General features: G+C 41.6%; 20 protein-coding genes and 1 other annotated feature. Of the genes, 11 read left to right on the top strand and 9 right to left on the bottom strand.

Annotated elements, in window-relative coordinates; translation table 11 throughout:
- Window positions 1-887: 887 nt before the first annotated feature.
- The 3 genes from BK581_RS14055 (at window position 888) to BK581_RS14065 (ending at window position 2,967) form a co-directional block, all read left to right on the top strand.
- A complete protein-coding gene (locus BK581_RS14055) occupies window positions 888-1,391 on the top strand; it encodes a hypothetical protein (protein ID WP_078578748.1) in 504 nt (167 codons plus the stop codon).
- 51 nt (window positions 1,392-1,442) lie between these two features.
- Complete coding sequence (locus BK581_RS14060) at window positions 1,443-1,976, top strand: hypothetical protein (RefSeq protein ID WP_078578749.1); 534 nt, start codon at window positions 1,443-1,445, stop codon at window positions 1,974-1,976.
- Between the two features lie 265 nt (window positions 1,977-2,241).
- The gene (locus BK581_RS14065) at window positions 2,242-2,967 is read left to right on the top strand and encodes an SIR2 family NAD-dependent protein deacylase (RefSeq protein WP_078578750.1); all 726 of its coding nucleotides are present in this window, start codon (window positions 2,242-2,244) and stop codon (window positions 2,965-2,967) included.
- Between the two features lies 1 nt (window position 2,968).
- On the opposite strand, the gene BK581_RS14070 is transcribed toward BK581_RS14065, so the two are convergent.
- From BK581_RS14070 to BK581_RS14085, 4 genes are all read right to left on the bottom strand, one after another.
- Window positions 2,969-4,588, bottom strand: a complete 1,620-nt coding sequence (locus BK581_RS14070) for a M20/M25/M40 family metallo-hydrolase (RefSeq protein ID WP_078578751.1) — start codon at window positions 4,586-4,588, stop codon at window positions 2,969-2,971.
- Between the two features lie 493 nt (window positions 4,589-5,081).
- Entirely contained in the window at window positions 5,082-6,209 is a 1,128-nt protein-coding gene (locus tag BK581_RS14075; RefSeq protein ID WP_078578752.1) for an alcohol dehydrogenase catalytic domain-containing protein, read from the bottom strand.
- Between the two features lie 283 nt (window positions 6,210-6,492).
- Window positions 6,493-7,485: a chymotrypsin family serine protease gene (locus BK581_RS14080; RefSeq protein ID WP_078578753.1), complete on the bottom strand. Its 993-nt coding sequence runs from the start codon at window positions 7,483-7,485 to the stop codon at window positions 6,493-6,495.
- 177 nt (window positions 7,486-7,662) lie between these two features.
- Window positions 7,663-8,934 carry an MFS transporter gene (locus BK581_RS14085; RefSeq protein ID WP_078578754.1) on the bottom strand — a complete coding sequence of 424 codons (1,272 nt, stop codon included), beginning with the start codon at window positions 8,932-8,934 and terminating at the stop codon, window positions 7,663-7,665.
- 331 nt (window positions 8,935-9,265) lie between these two features.
- Here BK581_RS14085 and BK581_RS14090 point away from each other — a divergent pair, with 331 nt between their 5' ends.
- A complete protein-coding gene (locus tag BK581_RS14090; RefSeq protein WP_078578755.1) occupies window positions 9,266-10,537 on the top strand; it encodes a GntP family permease in 1,272 nt (423 codons plus the stop codon).
- 115 nt (window positions 10,538-10,652) lie between these two features.
- Here the strand turns inward: BK581_RS14090 and BK581_RS14095 are convergent, their stop codons facing one another.
- A complete protein-coding gene (locus BK581_RS14095; RefSeq protein ID WP_078578756.1) occupies window positions 10,653-11,798 on the bottom strand; it encodes a winged helix-turn-helix domain-containing protein in 1,146 nt (381 codons plus the stop codon).
- Between the two features lie 1,751 nt (window positions 11,799-13,549).
- On the opposite strand from BK581_RS14095, the gene BK581_RS14105 reads away from it, so the two are divergent.
- The 3 genes from BK581_RS14105 to BK581_RS14115 all read left to right on the top strand — a co-directional run bounded on the left by BK581_RS14105 (window position 13,550) and on the right by BK581_RS14115 (window position 17,574).
- Entirely contained in the window at window positions 13,550-14,377 is an 828-nt protein-coding gene (locus BK581_RS14105; RefSeq protein WP_078578758.1) for an SDR family oxidoreductase, read from the top strand.
- Window positions 14,378-14,439: 62 nt separating this feature from the next.
- Window positions 14,440-14,671, top strand: a binding site (T-box leader).
- A gap of 49 nt (window positions 14,672-14,720) precedes the next feature.
- A complete protein-coding gene (gene argS / locus BK581_RS14110) occupies window positions 14,721-16,403 on the top strand; it encodes an arginine--tRNA ligase (RefSeq protein ID WP_078578759.1) in 1,683 nt (560 codons plus the stop codon).
- Window positions 16,404-16,701: 298 nt separating this feature from the next.
- Window positions 16,702-17,574: a hypothetical protein gene (locus BK581_RS14115; RefSeq protein ID WP_078578760.1), complete on the top strand. Its 873-nt coding sequence runs from the start codon at window positions 16,702-16,704 to the stop codon at window positions 17,572-17,574.
- 113 nt (window positions 17,575-17,687) lie between these two features.
- Here the strand turns inward: BK581_RS14115 and BK581_RS14120 are convergent, their stop codons facing one another.
- Entirely contained in the window at window positions 17,688-19,307 is a 1,620-nt protein-coding gene (locus tag BK581_RS14120; protein ID WP_095995555.1) for a DNA-binding protein, read from the bottom strand.
- Between the two features lie 251 nt (window positions 19,308-19,558).
- Between BK581_RS14120 and BK581_RS14125 the strand changes: the two genes are divergently transcribed.
- The 4 genes from BK581_RS14125 to phnE (BK581_RS14140) all read left to right on the top strand — a co-directional run bounded on the left by BK581_RS14125 (window position 19,559) and on the right by phnE (BK581_RS14140) (window position 22,985).
- Complete coding sequence (locus BK581_RS14125; RefSeq protein ID WP_078578761.1) at window positions 19,559-20,479, top strand: phosphate/phosphite/phosphonate ABC transporter substrate-binding protein; 921 nt, start codon at window positions 19,559-19,561, stop codon at window positions 20,477-20,479.
- Window positions 20,480-20,620: 141 nt separating this feature from the next.
- The gene (gene phnC / locus BK581_RS14130) at window positions 20,621-21,394 is read left to right on the top strand and encodes a phosphonate ABC transporter ATP-binding protein (RefSeq protein ID WP_078579951.1); all 774 of its coding nucleotides are present in this window, start codon (window positions 20,621-20,623) and stop codon (window positions 21,392-21,394) included.
- On the top strand, window positions 21,391-22,185 hold the full coding sequence (gene phnE, locus BK581_RS14135) for a phosphonate ABC transporter, permease protein PhnE (protein WP_078578762.1): 795 nt from the start codon (window positions 21,391-21,393) through the stop codon (window positions 22,183-22,185). Before phnC ends, phnE (BK581_RS14135) begins: the two co-directional genes overlap by 4 nt.
- Complete coding sequence (gene phnE / locus BK581_RS14140; RefSeq protein ID WP_078578763.1) at window positions 22,182-22,985, top strand: phosphonate ABC transporter, permease protein PhnE; 804 nt, start codon at window positions 22,182-22,184, stop codon at window positions 22,983-22,985. Before phnE (BK581_RS14135) ends, phnE (BK581_RS14140) begins: the two co-directional genes overlap by 4 nt.
- 93 nt (window positions 22,986-23,078) lie before the next feature.
- Here the strand turns inward: phnE (BK581_RS14140) and BK581_RS14145 are convergent, their stop codons facing one another.
- The 3 genes from BK581_RS14145 to BK581_RS14155 all read right to left on the bottom strand — a co-directional run bounded on the left by BK581_RS14145 (window position 23,079) and on the right by BK581_RS14155 (window position 25,120).
- The gene (locus BK581_RS14145; protein ID WP_078578764.1) at window positions 23,079-23,867 is read right to left on the bottom strand and encodes a VanZ family protein; all 789 of its coding nucleotides are present in this window, start codon (window positions 23,865-23,867) and stop codon (window positions 23,079-23,081) included.
- A gap of 82 nt (window positions 23,868-23,949) precedes the next feature.
- On the bottom strand, window positions 23,950-24,681 hold the full coding sequence (locus BK581_RS14150) for a 3-ketoacyl-ACP reductase (protein WP_078578765.1): 732 nt from the start codon (window positions 24,679-24,681) through the stop codon (window positions 23,950-23,952).
- A 130-nt stretch (window positions 24,682-24,811) separates the two neighbouring features.
- The gene (locus tag BK581_RS14155; protein ID WP_078578766.1) at window positions 24,812-25,120 is read right to left on the bottom strand and encodes an ArsR/SmtB family transcription factor; all 309 of its coding nucleotides are present in this window, start codon (window positions 25,118-25,120) and stop codon (window positions 24,812-24,814) included.
- Between the last annotated feature and the right edge of the window lie 84 nt (window positions 25,121-25,204).

The raw sequence follows: 25,204 nt of genomic DNA on the forward strand, positions 1-25,204 counted from the left end.
TGATTCTACATAATGTACGATTGTTTAGAAGTGAACAATCACAGCCGGTGTAGAATTTAAACGAGCTCATTACTTGAATGATTAAGTTGAAACGACTATATACCTATTTTCGTCCGGGTCTTTAGATGATCGATAGTCATTGTATCATCTATCAAGTAGTTCTTTAGGCTTTTTTATATGTGTCTTTTGATTTTAAAAAAGGGATTAAAATTGTAGGCGACAAATATAGCTTGAGGTAATAAAGAGTGTGAGAGCTTGCGTGATGAGGCATATAACTAAAAGGGAGAATCGATTTTTAAACGTAATTAGAAGGTTGAAAGATTGGGTGAAGTCATACAGGGGGGATCTTTAATATTAAAACAAGTGTACCATTATTTTCACGCTAAACAACTGTTTCCAATTATTTTAAAAGATACTTTGCAGTTAGAACTTTAATGGCATTATTTATAATTAACTATTGTTACTATGTTATTAAGGCACGTATCGCAAAAGTGAAGAGATTGTTAAGTGCCAGGATTCTTATAAAACAGATGATCTTTCTGATTTTGTGGTGGATGAGTTTGCCTTATGACAAAGAAGAAAATGGCCACATAGAAAAGGCGTGGCTCTTGTGTAAATGGCACAACTACAATTGCCTCAAGTGGTATCACAGTAAAGCAAAGAAGGAATAAAGACCTAGAATTTGAAGCTGTAAACGCAATTGTTTCTATACAAAACATGACTTTCGCTCGGTTCCTTACATTGTTTATATTACCTTATAATAGTAGTCATTGCCTTATAATAACAGCTATTGGTGCCCTCTGTCTGTGACTATTATCGGTGAGAAAAATAAATGAAAATGACCTTTTCCTCAAGGCATTGTACATAAGATTAAGGAATGATACGACGTGATTTATAAGAAAAAACATAAAATATGGTTGTTGATTATCGCCATCATTGTTTGCTTGTTTGTGAATATCTACGAATATGGACAAAAAGCGAATGAAGGGAAAAATGAGCTTGAACTGAAATTGGCTGCCTATACAGCGGAGCGACTATACTTGGATATCAAATATCCAGATAATAATGCCAGTAATATCGAATATATTGTGGGTGACTCTGGACGGGATTTTTTTGAAAGATGGGAATTAATAACTGAAGTTTATCCTGAGATACCTTACCCTAGGGAAGCAATTGAACAAGAAAATTGGGAGGTTGTGGACTCATTTTATACGAGAACGTATCGTATGATCCAATCAATAGACAGACAACTTGACGAGAATTTCTCCCCGATAGAAGCTGATTATATGAGTTCCCCACTTTACACGTATTTGACAGCAGGCTGGTTAAATGAAGAATATAGAGAAGAAATTGGTATTTCAGATGAAGATGTTTTGAAATATATTAGATGAAGTTGATTATTATAGATGGAAGAGGAAAAATCTAGAGAGGAACTGACTAGTATGCAACTAAAATATAAGTTAATAGTCTCGGGCATTATTTTTGTGCTATTGGCTGGAGGCTACTTACTAAGTATAAAAGAAGAAGAGACGAGTAGACGGCAGGTGGAAGACGAAATTAAAGTACAACTAGATGCGTTAAATCATAGTATTCCTCGAATTTTAGAGCTCGAGATGATGGATGATCATGCTATTGTTTTTTATCGTTGGGGACTCAGTAACTCTGAGAAATTTGGAGTGGCAGAGTTTAAAAAAGAGAATAATGGCTGGTCATTTGAAAGTGGCTTCAGCACGGGGGAATACCCTAGTACACAGAGTGTTGAGTTGGCAAACTATCATCTTGTTATTGGTAACAGGGGCGATCGAGACGCGGTTGAGGTTGTTGTAGAGAATGAAGGGAAAGCAGAAACACCAGAGGGGCCAATTGGACTATGGTACCTCATCTCCGAAGAACACGATTATTCTGAAGCCAATGTACAGTGGCTTGATGGAGACGGGAAGGTTCTAAAAGAGTTGCAGTTAGGTCAATCCGATTGACGGTATGAGACAGATTAAATGCCTCCATGTACGTTGAAACGATGATGGGAAATGAGGAAGCAGAGTTAATTGAACACGATTATGGATACAAGTTATGGTTTTTCGTCATGGATAGCACCGAGAACTATAACGAAGCGACTGTTAAATATATGGACAAAAGGGAAATGTTTTAGAAGAAGTGGCAGTTGGGGGTGATTAAATCCACATTGTTTAAGTGGTTTCGCCTTGTTATAAGTGTGGATAAAATCACGCAAGGAGGATCATCATGCCAAAGCACGTGAAAGACATTCAGACGGCTGTTGATTGGTTGTTACAATCACAAAAGACAGTTGTGTTCACAGGTGCGGGAATGTCAACGGAGTCGAACATTCCTGATTTCCGTTCTAGGTCGGGCTGGTGGAAGCAGATTGATCCGCGGACGGTGGCAACGACAGAAGCTTTGACTGAAAATTATCAGTTGTTTCATGCCTTTTATACAGCACGGATTCAAGCATTGAAAGATGTGTTGCCACATGAAGGCTATCATGTATTAGCACGGTGGGAAAAGCGTGGGTTGATTGATCTTATAGGCACGCAAAATGTAGATGGTCTGCACCGGAAAGCAGGAAGTGACGCTGTAGAGGAGCTGCATGGGTCTATTCATATGATCAAGTGCCACAGTTGTGGAAAAAAAGCATCTACGGCATGTTTTATAGACGGACATGTGTGTGAAGCATGCGGCGGCAAACTACGGCCCAATGTGGTGTTGTTTGGTGAAATGCTCCCACAAAGGGCATGGCAGCGAACACTGAGTGCGATTGAAAAAGCGGAGTTAGTCCTCGTCATTGGGACGAGCCTCGATGTGTACCCGGCGAACCAATTGCCGATGATGACGGATGGTCGGGTTGTAGCCATCAATAAGGAAGCGCATGCTGGATACACCTTTGATTTAACTATTGAAGGGAAAGCGGGCGAATTACTGGCCCGCATGGATGAGGTTATGCAATCGTAGTCTACTGCGGTACGGTCGTTTGGGCGAGAATGTGTTTAATAAGTTGCTCTAACATGTGCGGTGTATGGACGAATGCACTGTCACAATGAAGCCGCTCGGTGCGTTGATGTGGGTCTTTGCCGAATGGCCCTACATTTAACACAGGTGCTTTTAATTTTGCCATGTCATTGAATGGAATATCGTATGTTTTGCCCCAGACAGGGGTGTTTTTTTTGTAGACGGTCATTTCATCATCGAGGCCGGTATAATTCACGTAGCTCAAATCGCAGATGCCGTTAAAGTAATGAATATGTTTTAACGCTGTTTCATAGTCAGCGGCAGCTTGGGCAATTACGCTAATAGCTGTTTGAATCGTTTCGTCATGAGATGAGTTGACTGCTGGGTAATAAGGCGGTGCAAATAGGACGACGATCGCCGGTGCCAGCTCAGGGCATTGGAGCATTAAGGCGTCTGCCATGCCTAATGATTTTTCCCGATCATCCCACTCGGAATGTTGCTCTACAGCGTTCATTAAGTCGTTGATAAAGGCGGAGCTGAATTTCTTTTCTGCATGAGCTAACACATCTTCATAACGTAGGACTTGCACATCTCTGACACCGTCGATCTGTTCTCTCTTGCAAAGTTGGCGATAGGCGGTTGTGCATTTGTTGGCTGCTTCGTTAGCGACGTCCTCAAATAAATCTAAGACATCTCCAGCGTGGCGATTCATAAGAAAAACATTATAGAGGGCAGAAGCCCGATAAGGTGTTTGAGTGGAGTACTCGAGTTTGAGATCTTTCTGATGCAAGGAGACAGGGAGCGGTGTGGCTTCCCCAAGATCGTGCTCCTGAAACTGGCTGTTCCATTCGATTTCTTGTGTCATGAATGATGCAATATAGTTGGCGGTGATCCCGCTTAACGGCTCCCCAACGTGCGTTTCTTTACCGAAAAAGAGGGCTGCTGGCATGATTTTTCCCATTGTACCTGTATAAATGTAGTGGGTTTTGTCTCCTGGGTGTAAGGCAAAAGAGGGTTCGCTGTTTAAAAATAACGTGTAGTCCAGTTGATAGGTGTCAGCTAAGTGTAATAGTTCGTGAACGGCAATGCGCATACCAGCGGAGTTCACCTCTTCGTCAGGTACAGTTAGAAGCAGCAGGTTGATCGGCCAGTTTTCAGCACTTACTTGATCGAGCAAGGCCATGTGGAGGGCGAGGCCCATTTTCATGTCCATCGTGCCTCGGCCGAATAGGTAGTTGCCGGATTCAAGGTCTTCTCTTGCGGCGATAGGAAGGGTATCTTTACGCTCATGCAGCTTTAAGGTAAGTTCTTCTGGGTGGAAAGCGAGCGGTTCTAGTTCGCCGTATTCTTCAGTTTGAACAGTGTCGAAGTGGCTTAATAGCACGATGGTTTTTGTGGCATGAGGATGCTTGTATAAGGCTGTGAGCAGTTTTCGACCGGCATCCACGTCTTGTAAGGAGATGTGATCAGGATGGGCCTTGAAGTAAGGGATCTTCTTTAGTTTTTCTGTTAGTTTGATAGGGAACTCTTTCTCCCCTTCGGTAAATGTCCGACTCTCCCAGCTAACGAGCTCGCATAGAAGATGTTTTAAGCTGTCTGGTGTGGACCATAATCGCTGACTCATAAAGACAACTCCTTTCGTTTCTGTGGCACTATCATACATACGTTTTGAAGACTCGTAAAATTCACACAATTGTTCTTATATCATATCATGAGACAGCTTGTGGTGCGCCTACTTTTCTAAAAATAGAGAATTTAGATAAAAAAGCATGTCATATTATCTCTGAATAGTTGAGAGGCGATGAGTGTCATAAGAAATTGGTGAATTTAATGCCAGTAAGAATATGCTTGTTCCAGGAGTGTATTTTATGTTTTGAGCAGGAATGATGGTTATAGGTACGCCAAAAGTGATTGGGATAATTGTCAAAGTTGAAAAAGGGTTACGATTATGAGGAGGCAACTAGAGGTGATAAGATCAAAAAGAAACGTCCGACTCCTAATAAGTACTGAGAATTTTGAACATTCCTATCCCCTTAAAGTAAAAGGTATACGTTCGATGGTTCACCGAACGTATACCGAGACAAGTTGGCTTTCAGAAAGGAGGTCTTTATTAGCGGTTAAGGTTTAAAAATAACTTTAATGTTGCCGTCCTCTTTTTGGTCAAATATATCGTACGCTGTCTGGGCTTTTTCTAGTGGCATACGGTGTGTAATAATATCCGTTGGATCAAACTCATTATTTTCGATCATGTTATATAGCTTTGGCATCATATGAACCACAGGAGCTTGGCCCATTTTTAGTGAGACGTTTCGAGAGAAAAAGTCGCCAATTGGGAAGTTGTTAGCTTCTGTCCCATAAACGCCTGTTAATTGGACGAGCCCAAATTTCCGTACGGCCTTTGATGCTGTAACAATGGGACTGATCGTGCCGAATTGGTTGTCCCCTTGAGATCCAAATGTTTCTCCTGGAGGAACGGTGCCATCCATACCTACACAATCGATGACAACATCTGCGCCGCCCTTCGTCGTTTCATTTAATATATCACCAATTTCAGGTGATTGACTAAAATCAAAGGTTTCCACATTATTCGTTTGTTTAGCATGGTCCAACCGGTGAGAGACTTGGTCGACAGCAATGACACGATCTGCCCCTTTTAGCCAAGCAAGTTTTTGTGTCATTAGCCCTATTGGACCACTACCTAATACGATGACGGTATCCCCTTCTTTAACTTGTTCAACACTCCACCAAGACGTGGGGATGACATCGGAAAGCATGACGAGACTTTCGTCATCTAACTCACTGGATGTAGGGACTTTAAAGGATGTTTGGTCGGCGTAAGGTACGCGCAAATATTCTGCCTGACCTCCTGGGTAGTTACCAAATTGCTTCGAATAGCCGAAAAGTCCCCCATTGTCACTATGAGGATTTGACTCGTCACATTGGCTTTCCATTTGGTTTTGACAATAATAACATGTGCCACAGCTCACGTTAAAAGGGATCACAACACGGTCACCTTTCTTTAAACTTTTAACGTTAGGCCCTGTTTCTTCTACTATTCCCATCGGCTCGTGACCAATAATGTAATTTTGTTCTAAGGGAATACCCGTTTTTAATAAGTGTAAGTCTGATCCGCAAATACCAGATGCAGTGATTTTGATTATCATGTCATCGCCAGTCTGAATTTTTGGTGTTTCCACCTGCTTTACTGCCACTGTATCCTTTTCTTGAAAAGTTACTGCCTGCACACGCTCCACACACCTTTCTTTGTAGATTGAAAAACATCATATAGGATGTTTGGTTGATTAATAAACTGTTAATAAGAAGGTTTGAGTGTTTGCTTTGTTTAATGGGCTGTTTTAGGCCTAATAGCCGAAAGAAGCTCATGTAAAACATTCAGAGAATAAAGCATGCAATTAACATACTTTTTCATAGGTAGGGAGTCTAGGAGTAAACCAAATTTTAGTGGAGGTATCGTACTTAATGAAGCGAATACCACCCCGTCTATACAGAGGGGTGGTAGCTGATAATTTATACGAAGTCTATACGAAGTAAATCGCGGACATTTTCAATATGATTAAGGATCGTGATTTCTGGGCTTCCAGCGAACAAGAGACCGACAGCTTCATTGTCTGCATTCGTGACTAGAGAACCGCTATCTCCACCTTCTGAAAAGTGCGTTGTCAAAATTTGATCGTGGAATCGTGCTACGCGGTTTCCTCCAAAGTTAACATCTATGGTCGCGTCGACTGAGGTAACTTCCGCTGTAGTATAGCCTGTCGTACGACCAGTTTTTTTGACGATAGTTCCCACTTCTAAATCGTCCTTTCGTTTCCACCCTTTCACATAACCATTCCAATAAACTTCTCGGTCTAGCTCTTGAAGAGAGCCTTCAGCAATGGCAGCATCCACTAAGTTGTTATGTTCCTCTAAAGGCTTATCTGGGGTAAAGTCGATCGGTACAAATCGGCTGAGTTTCGCAATTTGGTCATCGGGAGCCTCGCCGCCGTCCACTGGACCGGGCTGTAAAATCGGGTCTCCTATGCTTGCGGCGTTGCTATTAGCTAGGACGTGATTGTTGGAGAGAACATAATACGTGGTAGGAACGTGTTCATCCTTATTGAAGACGACCGCACCTATAGTACCTGCTGTAATGTCATAATGTCCTACACTCCAGCCGCCTTTTACTGGTCTCATTCTTGACGTAAGTTCGTTGGAGGGGAGGGTACGGAGAAATTCTTTCTCTTTAAGTACTGGTTGAATAGTCGGCATACCAATTTCTATCACATCTGTTTCCACACCATCTACCGTCTCGGGAATGACATCATCTGCTTCTAACGTGCTAAGTGGTTTTTTGCTCGTGACATAAGTGATTAAAGCTGGCTTTCCAGTAGGTTTTCCATCCTTGATTTTCACACCAATTCCGACGCCAACGACATGTTTTTTGCGTAAAAATGCAGCTTCGTTCCCCTTACTTTTCACTTGCCTGACCTTCTCAATCTCCTCTTTAGGCAGATGTGGCATAGTTTTTCCCTCCCTTGTTTTTTTGAAAAAAGAAAGTTATGACAGAGATGTTGGTTTAATGGTATTCGTTACAAGCTGTCTCTATCCCTTCAAAAAAACAAAATTTTTCAAATTATCTATAAAAAATTATTATTATACTTTAATATTCACTTTTATTTAGCTGTAAGGATGGAGCACCTAACTGATTTCGTGGGTTTGAGAATGGGGGTGTGAGTCGTCCTGGGCTTGTGTGTTCCCCCATAATAGCTTGTGACATAGAAAACCACTACTTCCTATTAATATTAAGGCCACAGCCACTCCTTGATAGACAGGAGAAGCTCCCCACAGATGAACGAGCAAGCCGCCGATCAGTGGTGCTAACAAGACAACAAATCCGCTTAATGAACTGTAAATACCAGAGATACGGCTAATCGTTTTTTCAGTGGATTCTTTTTGTAAAATATAGCTGGTGCTAACGGTAAAAAGGCCGACACCTAGCCCAGCAAGAAAGCCGAAAAAGAGAGGGAGGTAGCTCGGCATGCCTTCATAGATAAGGCTCATCCCACCGAACCCACATCCTATTAGTACGAGACTGCCGCCTAGGTTGATCCCATAATGAAGTGTTCTCTGTCTTTGTGACAGGATGATCATCATCACGGCCGCCCCAGCACCAGCTGCAGCCATAATCCATCCAGTTAACTCAGGCTGATCAGGGGCAAATTCTCGTAACAAAACAGGGAGTTGTACGTCAACGAGTTGGATTGCTGTCATAGCTAGGAAAGCAAAGAGGAAGCTGACGGAGAGCCGCCGATTAGTGAGAACTGTTTGCCAACCGTCACGCCATGATGCCCAAAAAGTTTCTGACTGTTTAATGGATTTTGCTTCTATATTTTCACGAGGAATGGACTTTTTATCCATCCTAATTAATATGATAGCTGATACGAGATAAGCAAGCGCATTTATAAGGATACAAAGTCTTGGTGAAAAGATAGCGCCAAGGGCACCACCAGCTAAGGGGCCGATAATTTTTGTTAGCTCATTAGCTGTTCCAGTCATCGTAATGGCTTTAACGAGAAGCTTTTCTGGCACGATATATTTAATTAAAGCTTGTTGCGCTGGAAAGTGAATGACTGTAAGTGTGGCACGCAATAATAAGATGAGAAGTGCCAGCCATGGAAAAGGTGTAAAAGCTAGCGCTATTGTAAGCAATGCCGTTCCTATATCAGCATAGATCATTAAATGAACCTTATTAAAGCGGTCAGCGATTATGCCAGCAAACTGGCTTAGAAGGGCATTTGGAAGGGCATAAGCGATCGGAATGAAAGCCATTATGAGTGGTGACACGTCCCAAATGTAGCCAAATAGCATAAGGATAGCTACCATATCGAACCAACGTCCCATCATAGAGGTGGCGTAAGAAGCGAATAAGCATATAAAGGCGTTATTTTTCCATAAAGAAGTCTCTGTCATAGTATCTCACTCATTTCTTAATCATGATGTGATAAGTGTAATGGTTCAATGTCAGAGGAGTATCAGAGGGGAAATAAGAAGAAAATTTGCTGAAATTCTTGAAAACTTTCTTTACATCGTGATAGACTTTTACAAGTTTTTATTATAAAAAGTGTTGAAATAGTACTTTCATTAAAAGCTTTTTGGATAGATGACAGAGAACAAGAAAGCATCTTGCTGAAAAAAGGCTGGGAATGGCCAATGTGTGCGGGCCAAAGAATTGCCGCCGCACACTAAAGAGTGACAGTTTTTAAACACTTAATAAATTTAACAAGATTGGCAGGGTGTTAGTATGACAATGCAAGTCACCACACTTGGGACGTTGTTGGCGTTAGTCGTTACGATTGGTTTAATTTTAAGACAAGTAGCACCTGCATATGCCATGATGGCAGGTGCATTTGTAGGTGGCATATGTGGTGGAGCTGCCTTAAATGGGACGCTACATATTATGTTAACCGGTGCTGAAGGGATGGTCGGTGTCGTCTTACGTGTTCTTGCAGCAGGAGTGCTGGCAGGGGTGCTTATTGAGTCAGGAGCAGCAAAAAAAATTGCAGAATCGATTTTGAACGGTTTAGGAGAAAAGAAAGCTTTACTTGCAGTGGCAGGAGCGACTATGATATTAACAGGCGTCGGTGTGTATGTGGCGGTTGCTGTATTAACTATTGCGCCAGTGGCTTTAGCTATAGGGAAGCGAACTAATATGTCAAAGTTGGCTGTACTTTTAGCCATTTCTGGTGGGGGAAAAGCAGGAAATATTATCTCCCCCAATCCCAATTCAATTGCAGTGTCTGATGCGTTTGATGTGCCACTGACAACCGTCATGTTTGCAGGTGTGCTCCCAGCAGTCGTGGGGGTGGGTATTGCGTATATGATGGCACGAAAGCTGCGTCATGTGGGCGAAGCAGTAGAAAGCAAGGATATGACGACCGAGGAAGATAGTGAGGATATGTCATTAATGAAAGCTTTATCAGCCCCAGCGACAGCTATTTTTTTATTATTATTGCAACCGACTGCTGGTATTGTGATTGATCCTTTGTTTGCCCTTCCTGCCGGTGGCGTTGTAGGCACTCTTGTTATGGAAAAGGGCAGCTATTTAAATCAATATATTCAATCGGGATTAAGTAAAATGGCAGGAGTGGCAATTTTATTGTTAGGAACAGGGACATTGGCTGGCGTGATTTCGAACTCAGCTATCATTGGACACATTTTAAATGGTATTGACACCTTTCATATTCCAGCTTACGTTCTAGCACCTTTATCAGGCATTATTATGTCAGGTGCTACAGGTTCAACAGCTGCCGGGACCGCTGTGGCCGGAAGTGTGTTTGCACCGACAATGATGGAATTGGGGCTGCATGGTTTAGCAGGGGCAGCCATGGTCAATGCAGGTGCTACCGTACTCGATCATATGCCCCATGGAACGTACTTTCATATTACGCGTTCAAGCGTTCATATGGGTATGAAAGAGCGCTTTAAGCTGTTGCCGTATGAGACTGTGATCGGTTTAGTGCTTGCCGTCGTGTCAACGCTTATTTTTGGCGTGTTAGGTGTCCTATTTTTATAAGGAAAGCTAACCAGTGAGTGATTAAAGGGAATACAAGAGCACAGGCAAACGCCATTCGGAATATGGCGTACAGCTATCTCGTGTAGCTGTACGCCTTTTTTCTTTTTGGGGAGTGTTAGGGCTTTATATGTTCTAAAATAATCTGTTCACTATGTGCTGCGATGAGAGGGAGATCCATATCGTCTGTGAGTTCTCCCCATAAACGTGTTAGCTCTCGTTCTGTTTGTCTGTCTTCCACATAGTGTTCTAAAAAGAATAAAGCCGTTCTTAAAGCTAAAAAAAGGTGAGAAGTGAAGCGTGTTTTTTTCGTGATTTGCAGACCTTTATGAATAGCAGCTCTTCCTGTCACAACCTGTTCCTGGGTAATGAAAAACAACCCTTGAATGACATAGTACAATCCTAGTTCTCGTTGATACGGTCTTTCTGCAAAAAATACCGCCATTTTTTTCATAAGGATTTCAAATTTGGTCGGCTGCTTTTGAGCTATGCTCAAGAACATATGCATGAGCTGTAAGTAAGGATAAAAGCCGTGACTGACAGAAGAGACATTGTTATCAGCCTCTGTTAAATAGTGTTCAGCTTTAGCGAGGTCGCCTACCCATATGGCGAAATGCGGTGCCGCTAACGTTTGTGCTTCGTCAATGGAACGAGTGGAAAATAGCTGATTTTGTAAGGACTGTTCAAATGCACGAAACAACCTCTGGCATTGCACGTCATCACAAAAAATAAAAGCTACATGAAATACATATAAAGCTTTTTCAGAAAAAGGGAGCTCTTGATCATAGAGAATAGCTTGAAAATCACCTTTTATAAAGGCTTTATGAAACCTCAGCCATTCATCTAACGAGATGCCAAATGCCTTGTTTAAAACTAATGCCTCTAAGGCTTCTCCTTGCCCATATAAATGATATTTTGAATAAAGCTGTGAGGCGATCTGCTTAAATTCGTCATCGTGGGCTAAAGGTGAATTTTCTTCATGTTCATGAAGGATCAGTTGATAGCCGTAGCCTTTAATTGTTTCAATGCTAACATATTGCTCCCAAGGCTTTAATTTTTTCCTAAGGCGATAAATATGGTCATCGACAGTGCGGTCACTGGGGGATTCTAACGGCCAGACTGCGTCAAGCAGTGCATCGCGACTAAATGACTTGCCGTCATGTATATATAAATAATGAAGTAACGCATACTCTTTTCGTAAAAAAGTAATCGTGTCATTGCCGTGCGTTACAGTTAAATCATTTGGTTGAAAAATAAACGTCATAATATAATGTCACCTCTTTTATTAAGCATGTTCCGACGCTATAGTATGACAGAATGATATTCTTCTATCTCTTGTTTGAATCATGCTGATTTAAACGTGACAGGAAATTTTACCTGACTTCATATTATCACTCTAGAACGTGGGAATCTATCGAGTACTTTAATAAGATATATAGACAAGGACTTTGTTGTAGACAAGTGATGGTAGTGTAGGGAGTGGATGAATTAGACTAAACGATAGATTTAATTTTCAACAAAGCCCTGATTAAAGATGATAGCGGAACAATTGTAGATATTGATCTGAATATAATTGAGAATGAACTAGGATATGTTTCTAAAGAATATAAAGAACTTCTAGAAGATTCAACCACTTGGCGGAAACCTATGCAATTTTCAAATAACATCGACCAGACGCCTCCTGTGCCGCCCATCAACATAGGGGTATCAAAAAAACACATAAAGAATCATCAGTAATTCCCTTTCATGATTAGAGAGGTTGCACTGTGAAGGAGGTTCTTATAAGCTAGTTAGAGATAGTGACAGATATATCACGATAGATATGGCAGGTGACGGAATCTGAAACGGTTAGTAGGGCTCTTTTTTAGAGACGAGGCGACGAGTGAGAAGGAGAGCCAATCAGGGAAAAAAGCGTTGTATATCACGTGTCTGTATCTCGTTGTTGCATTGTTTTTCTATTCACGATACAACTTGTGGCGAGAAGGAATTGAGCTGTTTTTTGTCCTTTTAGTCCCTATGGGCGTGTTGATTTATGTGCTAAGTAATGCCATGATCGCAAAAAGGTGGCGCAGTAAAAATATATCAGAGATAACCGTCCGTAAGATTCCTGGCTCAAAATAGAGAGCCGAGGTAAATCTAATAATGTCCAGATTCGCTCAACTTTCAATCAGTGGGATTTGCAGAAGAATACCAGACCGTTATGAATACTCAGTTGCAGGAAAGAACCGGTGAACGGTTGCGGTGCTTACAAAAGAAGGTCACAAACCGGTTAAAAAGTGTTATTGATTCCCCCTCTGGGATGGTGAGGCTTCGTTCCTATCGGTTGGGGGATCAGATCTGAAAAATAGACGGAGAAAGTCCCCTTAAACAGTCATTAGCTATGATAATAGCTTAAATAGACGGAGAGATTCCGTTAATTACCCGAAAAATCTGGGAAATGGGACGTTTTGCTTTACATAATCGGAAAAATTCCTCTTATATTTTCAAAAATGCGTTTTTTTCAGCATCTAACCGAAAAATCTCCGCTTATTTTACTCTCACTTATGACACGACGATTGACCAAACCTCTTATCTAAAGGAAAAGACATTTAAACTGAGGTTTTTATTAATGACAAGCCTACCTATTAGGAATGTTCCAAGTTATGTTATGCAAAGAACAGTCCCTTTACAATGGATAATTCAGGTGTTAATCCGTCTAAATTCACCTTTAATCGGGTATTCTCTCTTCTTTGGCTCTAAACAACTAGAATTATGACATTAATAATTTGAAAATAGGCAAGCAATGAACCAGTAAACATACTAAATTTAAATATTTTATTCACTAAAAGACTGTAACATAAAGGAAAAATAAAGTAGTGAGTTACTGGAGGGAGCCACGACCTTTTCCCTCAGAAAGCAATGTTAATAAAAGGGCTGATTTAATGGATACAGTGACTAATACTTAGCATTGCCAGCCTAACGACTAACATTTACTTAATCAGAAGCTACAGCTAAGGTTTAAATAGGGGGGAAATCATGAAGGTGGCGTTAGTAACTGGAACAAATAGCGGATTCGGGCTCCTTATTTGTCTAGAGCTTTTAAAGGCAGATTTTCATGTTGTAGCCACTATGAGGACGATCGAAAATAGTGGGGAGCTCTTACAGCGGGCGGAAGAACTTGAACTACAGGCATATTTAGATGTGAAAACAATGGATGTAACGAATCACAACCACATTAGCTCAGTTAAGCAAGAGGTGGAGAAGACATATGGGCACGTGGACGTGTTAGTCAATAATGCAGGTTATTGCCAAGGAGGTTTCTTGGAGGATGTGTCATTGACTGAATGGCGAGCACAATTTGACGTCAATGTAGATGGGGTGTTTCGTGTGACCCAAGCCTTTCTTCCGTTACTAAAAGCATCCACCTCAGCACGGATTATTAATATAAGCAGTGTCAGTGGGTTGTTCGGTTTTCCAGGATTGTCGTCCTATTGCAGTTCTAAATTTGCCCTTGAAGGACTAAGTGAAAGCCTACGGTTGGAATTACTTCCTGACAAAATCTATGTGTCCTTAGTTGAACCAGGTTCTTATAAGACACGTATTTGGAAGAAAAGTTTAGCTCATATAGAGGCAGGTAAGATGAATGATACGCCTTTTAAACGAACCGTTTTAAAGGAAGCAGAGAGGTCAGCATCAACAGAAGCAGATCCTGTTGACGTAGCACGCTTAACGGCTTCGATTGCATGTGCCAAAAAACCGAAGTTCCGTTATCCTATTGGTAAAGGAGTTAAACAGCTGTTTCATATAAAAAAATATGTGCCGCAGAGCTGGATTGAAAAAGTTGTCATGAGAAAATTACGGTAAGTACTTGTTTTTCTTTCCTAGGATTGATAGTATATATAGTAATATTTTTCTAGGAAAAAGATATTCAATCGATGATAAAGAAAGTAGTGCTATAGAAGGGATTAGCGAATCAGGGGCGGTGAGAGCCTGATACCGGCTATCGCATGAAACGCACTTTTGAGATGCTTTTCTGAACGTCATTAAACACAGTAGGAAAAGCCGGGTTAGCCCGTTAACGCGATAAGTGGCTTCTATATTTAATGCTAGAAGCAATGTGAGTGGTACCGCGCGAGTTTTCAAGCTCTCGTCTCTTTAAATTTTTAAAGAGGCGGGAGCTTTTATTATGGTTAAAGGAGGAATCTGAATGAATTTAAAACACGACATGGCTAACGTTATTTATCATGCATTGGAAGGAAAGGTTGAAACGGAGCGTGTCTACCAATTGATTGAAACACCGAAACATGCCCATTTAGGAGATCTGGCGTTTCCTTGCTTTCAATTAGCCAGCGTTTTTCGAATGCCACCTAACGAACTGGCGACGAACTTAGCGGTACATTTGACATCTCCGTGGATAGAACACGTTGAGACGGCTGGTGGCTACCTGAATATTTTCCTAAAACGTTCGTATGTCACGTCACATGTGATTAACGAGGTAAATACTCTCTCAGAAGCTTATGGTGCTTCACGGATGGGGGAAGGGCATGCTTTGACGATAGATTATTCCTCACCAAACATAGCGAAACCCTTTTCCATGGGGCATTTACGGTCAACGGTTATTGGACATGCATTAGCACAGCTAGCAGAGAAATGCGGGTATAAAACAGTTAAAATTAACCACGTTGGTGATTGGGGGACACAATTCGGCAAGCTTATGGCGGCTTATTTAAGATGGGGAGATGAAGCCCAAGTGAAAGCAAACCCTATTCATGAATTGCTAACACTGTACGCTCGTTTTCATGAGGAGGCAGAGCACTCACCAGAGTTAAATGATGAAGGACGTTATTGGTTCAAAAAGCTTGAGGAAGGTGATCGTGAAGCCGTGTCATTATGGACATGGTTTCGAGAAGAATCGCTGCAAGCTTTTTCCACAATTTACGAAACGCTTGGCATTACTTTTGACTCCTATGATGGAGAAGCCTTTTATAACGATAAAATGGATGACGCCGTGCGTCTCCTGAGAGATAAGGGCTTATTAGTTGAGTCCGATGGGGCGGTAGTGGTGCCATTAGAAGGGCTGCCGCCGTGTTTGATCAAGAAACGAGATGGGACAACACTTTATGCCACGCGTGACTTAGCTGCTGCCATTTATCGTTACCATACATATGAGTTTACGAAGTCTTTATATGTGGTTGGAAACGAGCAAAGCTTACATTTTCAGCAGCTATTCAAGGTGTTAAAGAAAATGGGTTATACATGGGCTGACACAATGAATCACATCTCGTTTGGTATGATGTTAACCGACGGGAAGAAAATGTCTACGCGAAAAGGGCAAGTGATCTTATTAGAGGAGGTCATGAATGAAGCAGTGGCTCTTGCATTGGCCAATATTGAAGAAAAAAACCCGTCACTGGCTAATAAAGATGAGGTCGCAAAGCAAGTAGGTATTGGGGCTATAGTCTTTCATGACTTAAAGCACGACCGCAGACATGATATTGCCTTCTCATTGTCAGAGATGTTGAAATATGAAGGGGAAACTGGCCCTTATGTCCAATACACACACGCAAGAACGGCTTCTTTACTTGAAAAAGGTGGCTATAAGGAGACACCTGATATTGTCAAAATAACAGATGAGTCTTCTTGGCCAGTCATTAAGTACTTAATGGCCTTTCCTGAGGTGATAGAGCGAGCTTTTAATCAACACGATCCTTCACAGGTTGCTAAGTTTATTATTGACTTGGCACAGGCGTTTAATCATTACTACGGAACAGTTAAAATACTGGCAGACGATGATGAGAAGGAGAGTCGACTTGCTCTTGTATCATCGGTTAAAGTGGTCTTACATGAAGGATTGCGTTTATTAGGTATTAAAGCACCAAATAATATGTAAATCAGCTCTTTGGGAAATATTACGTTTTTATTATGAAAATAGTCAAGTGTTAACACGCTTAAGGAGTTATTTATTTTTGTTCTAATGGTAAAAATCACTAAGTCCATCCTCCTTCTATCGATGTCGAAAAAACAATCATTATGTCGATTGAAGTCGAATTTTCCCCGATGAGATGTTTCGTTTTACAGATGTTGGTTTAAGCGAGCCTATGCTAGAATTGGTAATCGTAAAAGCTAAATGAACGTGAAGCGAAAGAGGCTGTTTAATTGATTGAGAGATTAAAGGATGGGGGAGCAACGTGAAAAAACTAATGATGACACTCACTATTGGGACTGTGCTTGTGGGATGCGGATTGAATGATGACGATGGAAGTGGAGAAGGCAACGAACACAACGCATCTACAGAAGAGAATAAGCCATCAGCCGAAGAGATGGCTGACTATAGTGGTTTATTCCAAAGTGACTCTTCTAGAGATGTACTGGCAGAAATTACTCTTTCCCCTTCAGAAAATCACCAAATTCCCACAGTGGCCATTGATGAGCCATTCCCAGAAGATGAAGCTGAAGATTACAATCATTCCGAACGTGAAATTGCCAAAGAATATATGGATGATAACGGCAGAATTTATTTCCCGCTAAAGGATCACCCATTTAGAAACATTACCAGTGTTGATGGCACAACTACTTATTTAGCAAATTATCATGATAGCTTTATTCATTTGCTTGATGCAGAAGCGTATGTCTTAGATGACGATATGATAGAGGAAGCCTACCACTTTTTTATTACTTATTCTAGTGATGGAAATTATCGAACGTGGGAAGAAGCATCTAATTTAGAGAGGGGGATCATGCAAATGATTTACCTCACCGCCCCCAATGTGAACGAGTTAGGAGAATTACTCGCACAAGATATCTATGCTGGAGACGACTTCGTGCAGATCAATCACACATTCACTAACATCGGATCACCAAACATGATTTTACCTACAGCACAAACGACGACCGATATGCCATTATTTGAAGATATGCTTAAAATTCATGTCCTCTGGGGAGAACTAGGTCAATTTGAACAACCAGAAGAAAATAAAGAAGCATACACAGCCCTCTACAACGATTTACATCTGGAAATGACAAATATGGTAGGGACTATAAACACGACATTGGCTAAATAAAAGGGGGAAGAGAGGGGGCAATTGCCCCCTCTCTTTGATGATCAGAATGTGTCTGGGAATTTAGGGGAGTGCTCAAAAGTCGGGGTGTGATGGTATAACATGACGATGTGCTACTAAAATCCGGCGGGAGTTGCTGAAAACTGCGCCAGTTCTGCTGAAAAATGAGGATTAGTTACTGAAAAACCGCTAGTTAATGCGGGAGCTCCTAGCCTAACCGTCTTCGTAAAGACGTTGTTTCCTGCCCCCAACCGTAAGCGAATGTTGGCCCGTTCTGCTTCAATTGTGGTTGCTAAACGCATAGTTATGGTAAGCTCTGCTACACCGTTTTCATCTGCTTCTATCATGCCGATAGCATGGTAACCATAGTTACTAGGCCAAGATCCATCCGGTTGTCTAATTTGCGAAATGGCTCTCCCACCGTCTAAATAGACTTGTATTTGCCCGTTGTCAATAGAGGTACCAGGTGCCATATTAGTTACTTTTACGGTCACGTCAAAAGGGGAACCGTCAGTTGGTAAAATGTCTGGCGTCTCAATGGCATATTGAATATCGACAGGAGGGGCGACATCAGACCCGAATGAGCCATCTGCAAAGGTGGATTGATCATACCAGAGGTAACCAGCGTTTGGTAATCGCCATGGTTCAGTTTGAGGCTCTGTAGAAAACTCTGGTGTTTCCATGAGAAGCATTGGAGATGGCTCATCTAGAATGAGGCCTTTGTCAGAGAAAGTTGTATAGTCCTCTTTTTCGGACAGCCAGTCAACGAGATTAACGAGAAGTTCACCGTTATCTAAATCGGTAAACCCATCATATGTTCTTTTTACGCCGCCATGTTCCTCATTTCGATATTTTGGTGTGCTATCTTCAACAGGAGAGGAGTCCCCGATAAAAGCAGATTTACCTTGGTTTTTCTTCCCGATTGCGACAAATGGTCCTTCTTCAATGCCGCCATCAAAATAAACCCCTTCATCTACGGCATTACCCCATTTATTTTCCCCTTCTGTAAGACCATCAGGTAAATAAACGATACCTTTAGCAATCTCAGGATTCGTGATAGCTAGTGTAGAACCTGCATGAATCGAAATGTCATGAATGCCTTCCGTAATGCCGAATGTTTCCTCTGCTGGAACGATAACGTTCGCCACAGTATTATCGACGGCATTGTAACGAATATGGACACCAAATTCATCGCTTAACCATTGGGAGCTTTCTACGCCTTCCATGGCGGCAATTTCCCCTGGTGACATCCCTTTTGTTGGGTCATCGTAAGCACCTCGACGCCATCCATTCATAATTTCATTTGAATCCCATCTATTTAAGTTACGATCAGCATTATAGTGATCTGCGATAAAGAAAACACCACCGCCTTCTTCAGCAAAAGATGCGATCGTGTCCTGTTCAGAGGTTGTGAAAGGGATCTGTGCTTCTGGAATAACAAAGACATCAACCTCCTCTAAATCATGATGAGAGAGAGGATCGTGGCTCCGGTGTTCTTTTACTAAATAGCCTTCAGCTACGAGTGCATCTGCAAAATCAGAAAACGCCCCATCAATTACCCAATCTGATTGGCCAGCAGTTTGACCATGGCTATTGTCAAATAAAACGGTCTTGCCATTTGGACTGTTCGGCTCAAGTACTGGAGCAGGGTCGTTTGGTCCTTCTGCCCCGACATGGATCGACATTGTCAAATAAAGGACCATTGTGAGAATAGAATAAATGCTTTTTTTAATCAACGCATTAACCTCCTATTAGTACGGTGAATCTCTCACCTTAATGCTTAAAAAATACTATAAAAAAAGAGAGAATAGCGTTTTTTTACATAGATTAAATGATGTTTACTAACGGTTAACACTATCAATATAATAGAGACAAAATTTACAATTAATTAACATAAAAAACCATTTATTTATGGTACACTACTTCATGTGTTGGATGAATAGATTGGCATTTTGTTAGTACATACAACTATTGGAGGGGTTCAACAATGACATTTTATAAAACGAGTACGTTTGTGTTAGGTATGTCCATTCTTTTTCTATCAGCTTGTGGGTCAGATTCTGCTGACGGCCAATCAGGGTATGAGCCAGAGTCATTAACGGTGCAGTTCGTACCTTCCCAGAATGCCGAAACATTGGAAGCGAAAGCAGCTCCTTTAGAAGATTTATTAGAGGAAGAGCTCAATATTGATGTAGAAGTGAGTGTGTCGACAAATTATACAACGGTTGTAGAAGCGATGGCATCAGGTCAGGTAGATGTTGGTTTCTTACCACCGAACGCTTACGTGCAAGCACATGATGAACAAGAGGCAGCAGAGGTTATATTACAGGCACAACGGTATGGCGTGAATGAAGATGGGTCTCCGACAGAGGACTTAGTTGATTTCTATTTATCTATGTTTATAACATCGGCTGACTCAGAGATTGAGAGTGTAGCAGATTTGGAAGGGAAAACCATTGCTTTACAAGACTTCACCTCTTCTGCTGGTTACGTATGGCCAGCGGCTGCATTGATGGATGAAGGGATTGATCCATTGACAGATATTAATCCACTTATTTTACAAGGACACGATGCGGCAGTGACCGCCGTTTTAAACGGTGAAGCGGATGCAGCGGCTATTTTCCAAGATGCACGGAACGTGGTCGTGAATGATTTTCCTGATGTGTTTGAAGAAACAAAAGTGATTGCTTTTACAGAAGAAATTCCTAATGACACGATTTCTGTAAGGCCTGATATGACTGACGAATGGAAGGAACGTATTCAGCAAGCCTTTATTAACATTGGTGAGTCAGAAGAAGGAAAAGAGATTATTAGAGACATTTATACACACGAAGGATATGTGGCATCTGAAGATGGGAATTTTGAAATCGTGCGTGAATACGCAGATCGTGTTAAGACAGAAGAATAGATGGGCAATAGTTAAATCTATTTGTACAGTAGAGGTGCATAGGAAGGACTAGTTAATTAAGGTGACATAAGCCCCTTATGCGGTCTTATGTCACCTTCTGTTTTAATGATAAACAACTACTTTAAAAAAGGTTGGGTGCATGTGATTGAATTAACGAACGTCTCAAAACATTACCCTAATGGTGTTAAGGGGCTAGCCAATATAAATGTCACAATTAATAAAGGGGAATTTGTGGCAATAGTAGGTTTGTCAGGGGCTGGAAAATCGACGCTACTTCGGTCGATTAATCGTCTCACTGAAACGTCATCTGGCGACATTCTAATCGATGGAGAATCCATTACAGCTGCTTCAGGGAAAAAATTGAGATTGATGAGACGAGATATTGGGATGATTTTTCAAAGTTTTAACCTCGTGAAACGTTCAACGGTCATAAGAAATGTCCTCTCAGGAAGAGTGGCCCATAATGGCACACTGAGAACTCTTTTTAATTTCTTTCCTGAAAACGATGTGAAGCTTGCATTAAAATCATTGGAACGCGTCAATATTCTAGAAAAAGCGTATGCTAGGTCCAGCACATTGTCAGGTGGACAGCAACAGCGCGTTTCAATTGCGAGAGCATTAGCTCAAGAGGCAAAAATCATCTTGGCTGACGAACCGACAGCGTCTTTGGATCCAGTGACAACAAAACAAGTTATGGACGATTTAAAGAAAATCAACGAGGAAGACGACGTCACGATTATGATCAATCTTCATTTCGTTGACTTGGCAAGGCAGTACGCAACGCGAATTATTGGATTACAAGCAGGTGAGGTGGTATATGACGGTCCAGCGCATGAGGCGACAGATGCCGTTTTCGAAAAAATTTACGGGAGGCCGTTGCAAGAAGATGAATTGCTAGGGGAGGAAATAGGATGACCCAGTTAGAATTAAATGGTTCTGTCCCGGTAAAACCACCAAGAACGTCCTTTTACCTTTTTTTATCAGGTTTGGTCATAATCGTATTTTTAAGTGCTGTTTATATTGAAGCAGATCCTGTGCAGTTCGCGTTAAACAGTGCAAACATGTTGGACTTGCTCGTACGTATGGTACCACCGGATTGGTCTTATTTTGTGACAACAACACCTGCCATGCTCGATACTATTCGGATGGCTTTAATAGGGACAACGATAGGGACAATTTTTTCAATCCCAATCATGTTTTTATGTGCAAGAAACATGTTTTCTGCTCAATGGCTTGTGCAGGGGTGCAGACTAGCGCTTAATATATTGCGTACCATTCCTGACTTGCTTTTAGCAGCTATTTTTGCAGCAATTCTGGGGTTTTCGCCATTGGCTGGGATAGCGGCTCTCGGTGTTTTTTCTATCGGAATCATTGCTAAGCTCTCCTATGAAGCGATTGAAAATATCGATGATGGCCCTTTAGAGTCGATGACAGCTGTGGGAGCTACTAAGTTACAATGGATTGCCTTTGGGGTGATCCCACAAGTTTTACCCCATATTGTGTCTTATATTCTCTACACCTTTGAAATTAATATTAGAGCAGCGGCGATATTAGGGCTTGTAGGAGCAGGAGGCATCGGCTTATTTTATAATCGAGCGCTAGGTTATTTCGCCTATGACCAAGTGATGGCTCTCATCCTATATACACTAGTCGTGGTTGTTATCATCGATTTTATTAGTTTAAAGATAAGGGAGCATTTGTTATGAGAGCGTCACATTCGTTGACAAAACAGAATTATATGAGGAGAGCGAAGTTCATTCTCCTGTTTATCATCATTAGTTCTATGTACATATGGGCGTTTGCTGGTATTCAGTATAGTGGCTTACTGGACAGTGCATGGCCAGTAACGAAAAGCATTATAAGTGGATTCGTATCGCCTGACTTGGAATACATCTATAACCGGGAGGGGGAGGACTTGCTGAGAGGGTTAGTCGAAACGTTGGCTATTGCCGTGGTGGGAATTGCATTGTCAGTTGTTCTAGCTGTTCCAATTGGTTTGTGGGCAGCGAGAAATTTAAGTTCCCGCTATTACCTTTCTTCAAGTGGAAAAGTGTCATTGAGCTTTTTACGAACCCTCCCTGATATTGTATTGGCTCTTTTATTTATTAAAGTCGTAGGTCCTGGGGCATTTGCTGGTATGCTAGCTTTAGGCATCGGAGCTATTGGGATGCTAGGAAAGCTTTATGCAGAAGAGGTAGAGGGAATGGATCCCGGTCCCGTGGAAGCCATCATTGCGGTAGGGGGCAACAAATGGCAACAATTAGCCTTCGGTGTCATCCCACAGGTTGTTCCGGGATTTATTTCCGCCACACTTTACCGCTTTGAAATCAATATGAGGTCCGCTGCCACTTTAGGCGTTATCGGTGCAGGCGGTATCGGTACCCCATTAATTTTTTCAATTCAATCCCGTAATTGGGAGCGGGTGGGCATCATTTTAATTGGCATTGTGATTGTTGTCCTCATCGTGGATTTACTATCAAGCTACTTAAGGAAAAAAATTGTTTAAGAGTGTCACTTAGTAACATTGAGAAGTAAATCAATGTCGTAATGGGTATGCCAACATAGATTAAAAGAAAGTTTGCCGCGGCACACAACTAAGCTATGAAAAGCGGCGTGAAATAGATGTTTTTAACCATGCCATTCCTGTACCAAATAATCCGCCAGCTGCATCTAAAATAACATCAGCCACCATACCTGAACGGGAGGGAATAAACGTCTGACGGTATTCGTCAAGAGCTGCATAAGCTATGACGATACTCATGGCGATGATAAATGAACGGAAATATCTACCATTTAGTTTGATACTAGCTAAAAACACGAAAAAGCCGAGTAGCGCAAAAAGGGTAAAATGGGCAGACTTACGCAACACAAACTCCAAAAGGCCATCGACGCCATGGGTGGCCAAACTAACCTCTTGACCAGAATAGGTAAACTGCACCTGCTGTAATAGAGTCCTTAGTTGATCTAGAGAGAAGTTGGCTCTGGCCAACTCGATAACAGTAGAGCTGTTAATAGCCAGAAAAACAGCTCCTATTGAAATAATTATCAAAGTAAGATAAACAAAGGTTTTCAATGTTGTTTTAGCCGCTGATTGTCGGGATTTCCTAACACGAAAAAATGTGACCAGCGCAAGGAGGACGAGGACAGCACCCATTATGATGATGGCATAAGGATAGGTAAACATGAACATGAGTATTGTTTCAGCTCCTGTGTTAACAAGCTGAAGGATAGAACCGGCTGTTACTCTTACCCCATTCTCGTCAGTCACCGTATCGAGAACAGGACTAATATCCTGTTGGTCAGATGTTTGGGAGGAGGCAATGAAAATGATAGCCATGACTATTACAATAGGCACGAGATTAATGATAATAAATTTAATGTGTTTCATGGTTATTTCCTCCGATAGTACGTTACATGATAGTTAGCGAGTTATTATAGTGTAAGTGTTCGTTTTGAGTAAAAGTAGATAGTCAAAAGGGATTTGTTCCCCATTGAGCCGCTGTCTTAATAAATGTCCGTTGCTCTAACTTTAGCTGACTGACAATAAACTCCGCCACATCCTCTGCTTGGGTAAACTTATCTGGCTGTCGCTCACTAGTGCTTTTCCCTCGTACTAAATCTGTCTCCACAAGACTTGGAGTGAGCGTGCTTACGCGAATGTTATGACGTCTTACTTCTTGCATGAGAGCTTCACTCAAGCCGATGACAGCAAATTTAGATGCACTGTATGCACTAGATCCTTCAGTGCCTTTTAGGCCTGACATGGATGAAATGTTGATAATGTCACCACGGTCTTTATGAATCATCGCTGGCAGAACGGCTTTCGTCGTATATACGATGCCTAATACATTCGTATCGAGCACCTTTTTCCAATCATCTGTGGAAAGGTCGATAAATTTCCCTCGCATGGCAATAGCTGCATTATTTATAAGGATATCGATGTCTCCCAATTCGTTCTCAATCTTTTTAACAGCCTGTTGAATGTCTGCTTCATTTGCTACATCAGCTGGGGCTGTAACAAATGTGGCATCACGTTCATTTAACTCGTGTCTGATCGCTTCAAAGCTGTTTTCAGAACGAGCGATAAGACCCAATTCTACACCTTCTTTGGCAAGAGCTATCGCGGTTGCTCGGCCAATTCCTCTGCTTCCACCTGTTATAAGCGCTTTTTTTCCTTTTAGTGATTGCACCTTTAAGCTCATCCTTTCTTTTCTCCAATTTAAGGTTATGTCGAGTATATGCTTGAGACAGAACAACGGTCAACTGAGAAGGGATGAGATGACAATGACTAAAGCCAGCAGACCTGTGAAAGTCAGACTGGCTTACATGATGTTATTCATGCTTAGCATGGGTAAGGGCTTGGTTAATTAATGTTTTAACGTGGTCATCATCACAGCTGTAATAAATATATTGACCATCTCGCCGTGTTTTGACTAAACTAGCCTGCCTCAGCGTACGTAACTGATGAGAAACGGCAGACTGGGTCATATCGAGAATCTCAGCCATGTGGTTCACCGAGCACTCTTCTTCAGAAAGCATATGAAGCAATTGTAGCCGTGTAGGATCTGCTAAAGCACGGAACATCGAAACAGCTTCGTTTATCGTATCTTCTTGAAGAATGTGATGATCTTGTTTATCCATTATGGTTCCTCCTGCTAAATAAAATCGTAGATCATGCATGTTTATAGTCGTATTATAACGATTTTAGTAGCAAGAGTCTAAGAA

Origin of the sequence: Salipaludibacillus agaradhaerens (assembly GCF_002019735.1) — a bacterium.
In the GTDB taxonomy this organism is placed as follows: domain Bacteria; phylum Bacillota; class Bacilli; order Bacillales; family Salisediminibacteriaceae; genus Salipaludibacillus; species Salipaludibacillus agaradhaerens.

Bases quoted from the DNA above. Each gene is read 5' to 3' on its own strand.
- phnE (WP_078578763.1), top strand. From the start codon at position 22,182: ATGAGAGCGTCACATTCGTTGACAAAACAGAATTATATGAGGAGAGCG.
- BK581_RS14145 (WP_078578764.1), bottom strand. From the start codon at position 23,867: ATGAAACACATTAAATTTATTATCATTAATCTCGTGCCTATTGTAATA.
- BK581_RS14150 (WP_078578765.1), bottom strand. From the start codon at position 24,681: ATGAGCTTAAAGGTGCAATCACTAAAAGGAAAAAAAGCGCTTATAACA.
- BK581_RS14060 (WP_078578749.1), top strand. From the start codon at position 1,443: ATGCAACTAAAATATAAGTTAATAGTCTCGGGCATTATTTTTGTGCTA.
- BK581_RS14080 (WP_078578753.1), bottom strand. From the start codon at position 7,485: ATGCCACATCTGCCTAAAGAGGAGATTGAGAAGGTCAGGCAAGTGAAA.
- phnE (WP_078578762.1), top strand. From the start codon at position 21,391: ATGACCCAGTTAGAATTAAATGGTTCTGTCCCGGTAAAACCACCAAGA.
- BK581_RS14085 (WP_078578754.1), bottom strand. From the start codon at position 8,934: ATGACAGAGACTTCTTTATGGAAAAATAACGCCTTTATATGCTTATTC.
- BK581_RS14105 (WP_078578758.1), top strand. From the start codon at position 13,550: ATGAAGGTGGCGTTAGTAACTGGAACAAATAGCGGATTCGGGCTCCTT.
- BK581_RS14065 (WP_078578750.1), top strand. From the start codon at position 2,242: ATGCCAAAGCACGTGAAAGACATTCAGACGGCTGTTGATTGGTTGTTA.
- BK581_RS14125 (WP_078578761.1), top strand. From the start codon at position 19,559: ATGACATTTTATAAAACGAGTACGTTTGTGTTAGGTATGTCCATTCTT.
- argS (WP_078578759.1), top strand. From the start codon at position 14,721: ATGAATTTAAAACACGACATGGCTAACGTTATTTATCATGCATTGGAA.
- BK581_RS14070 (WP_078578751.1), bottom strand. From the start codon at position 4,588: ATGAGTCAGCGATTATGGTCCACACCAGACAGCTTAAAACATCTTCTA.
- BK581_RS14095 (WP_078578756.1), bottom strand. From the start codon at position 11,798: ATGACGTTTATTTTTCAACCAAATGATTTAACTGTAACGCACGGCAAT.
- BK581_RS14090 (WP_078578755.1), top strand. From the start codon at position 9,266: ATGACAATGCAAGTCACCACACTTGGGACGTTGTTGGCGTTAGTCGTT.
- BK581_RS14155 (WP_078578766.1), bottom strand. From the start codon at position 25,120: ATGGATAAACAAGATCATCACATTCTTCAAGAAGATACGATAAACGAA.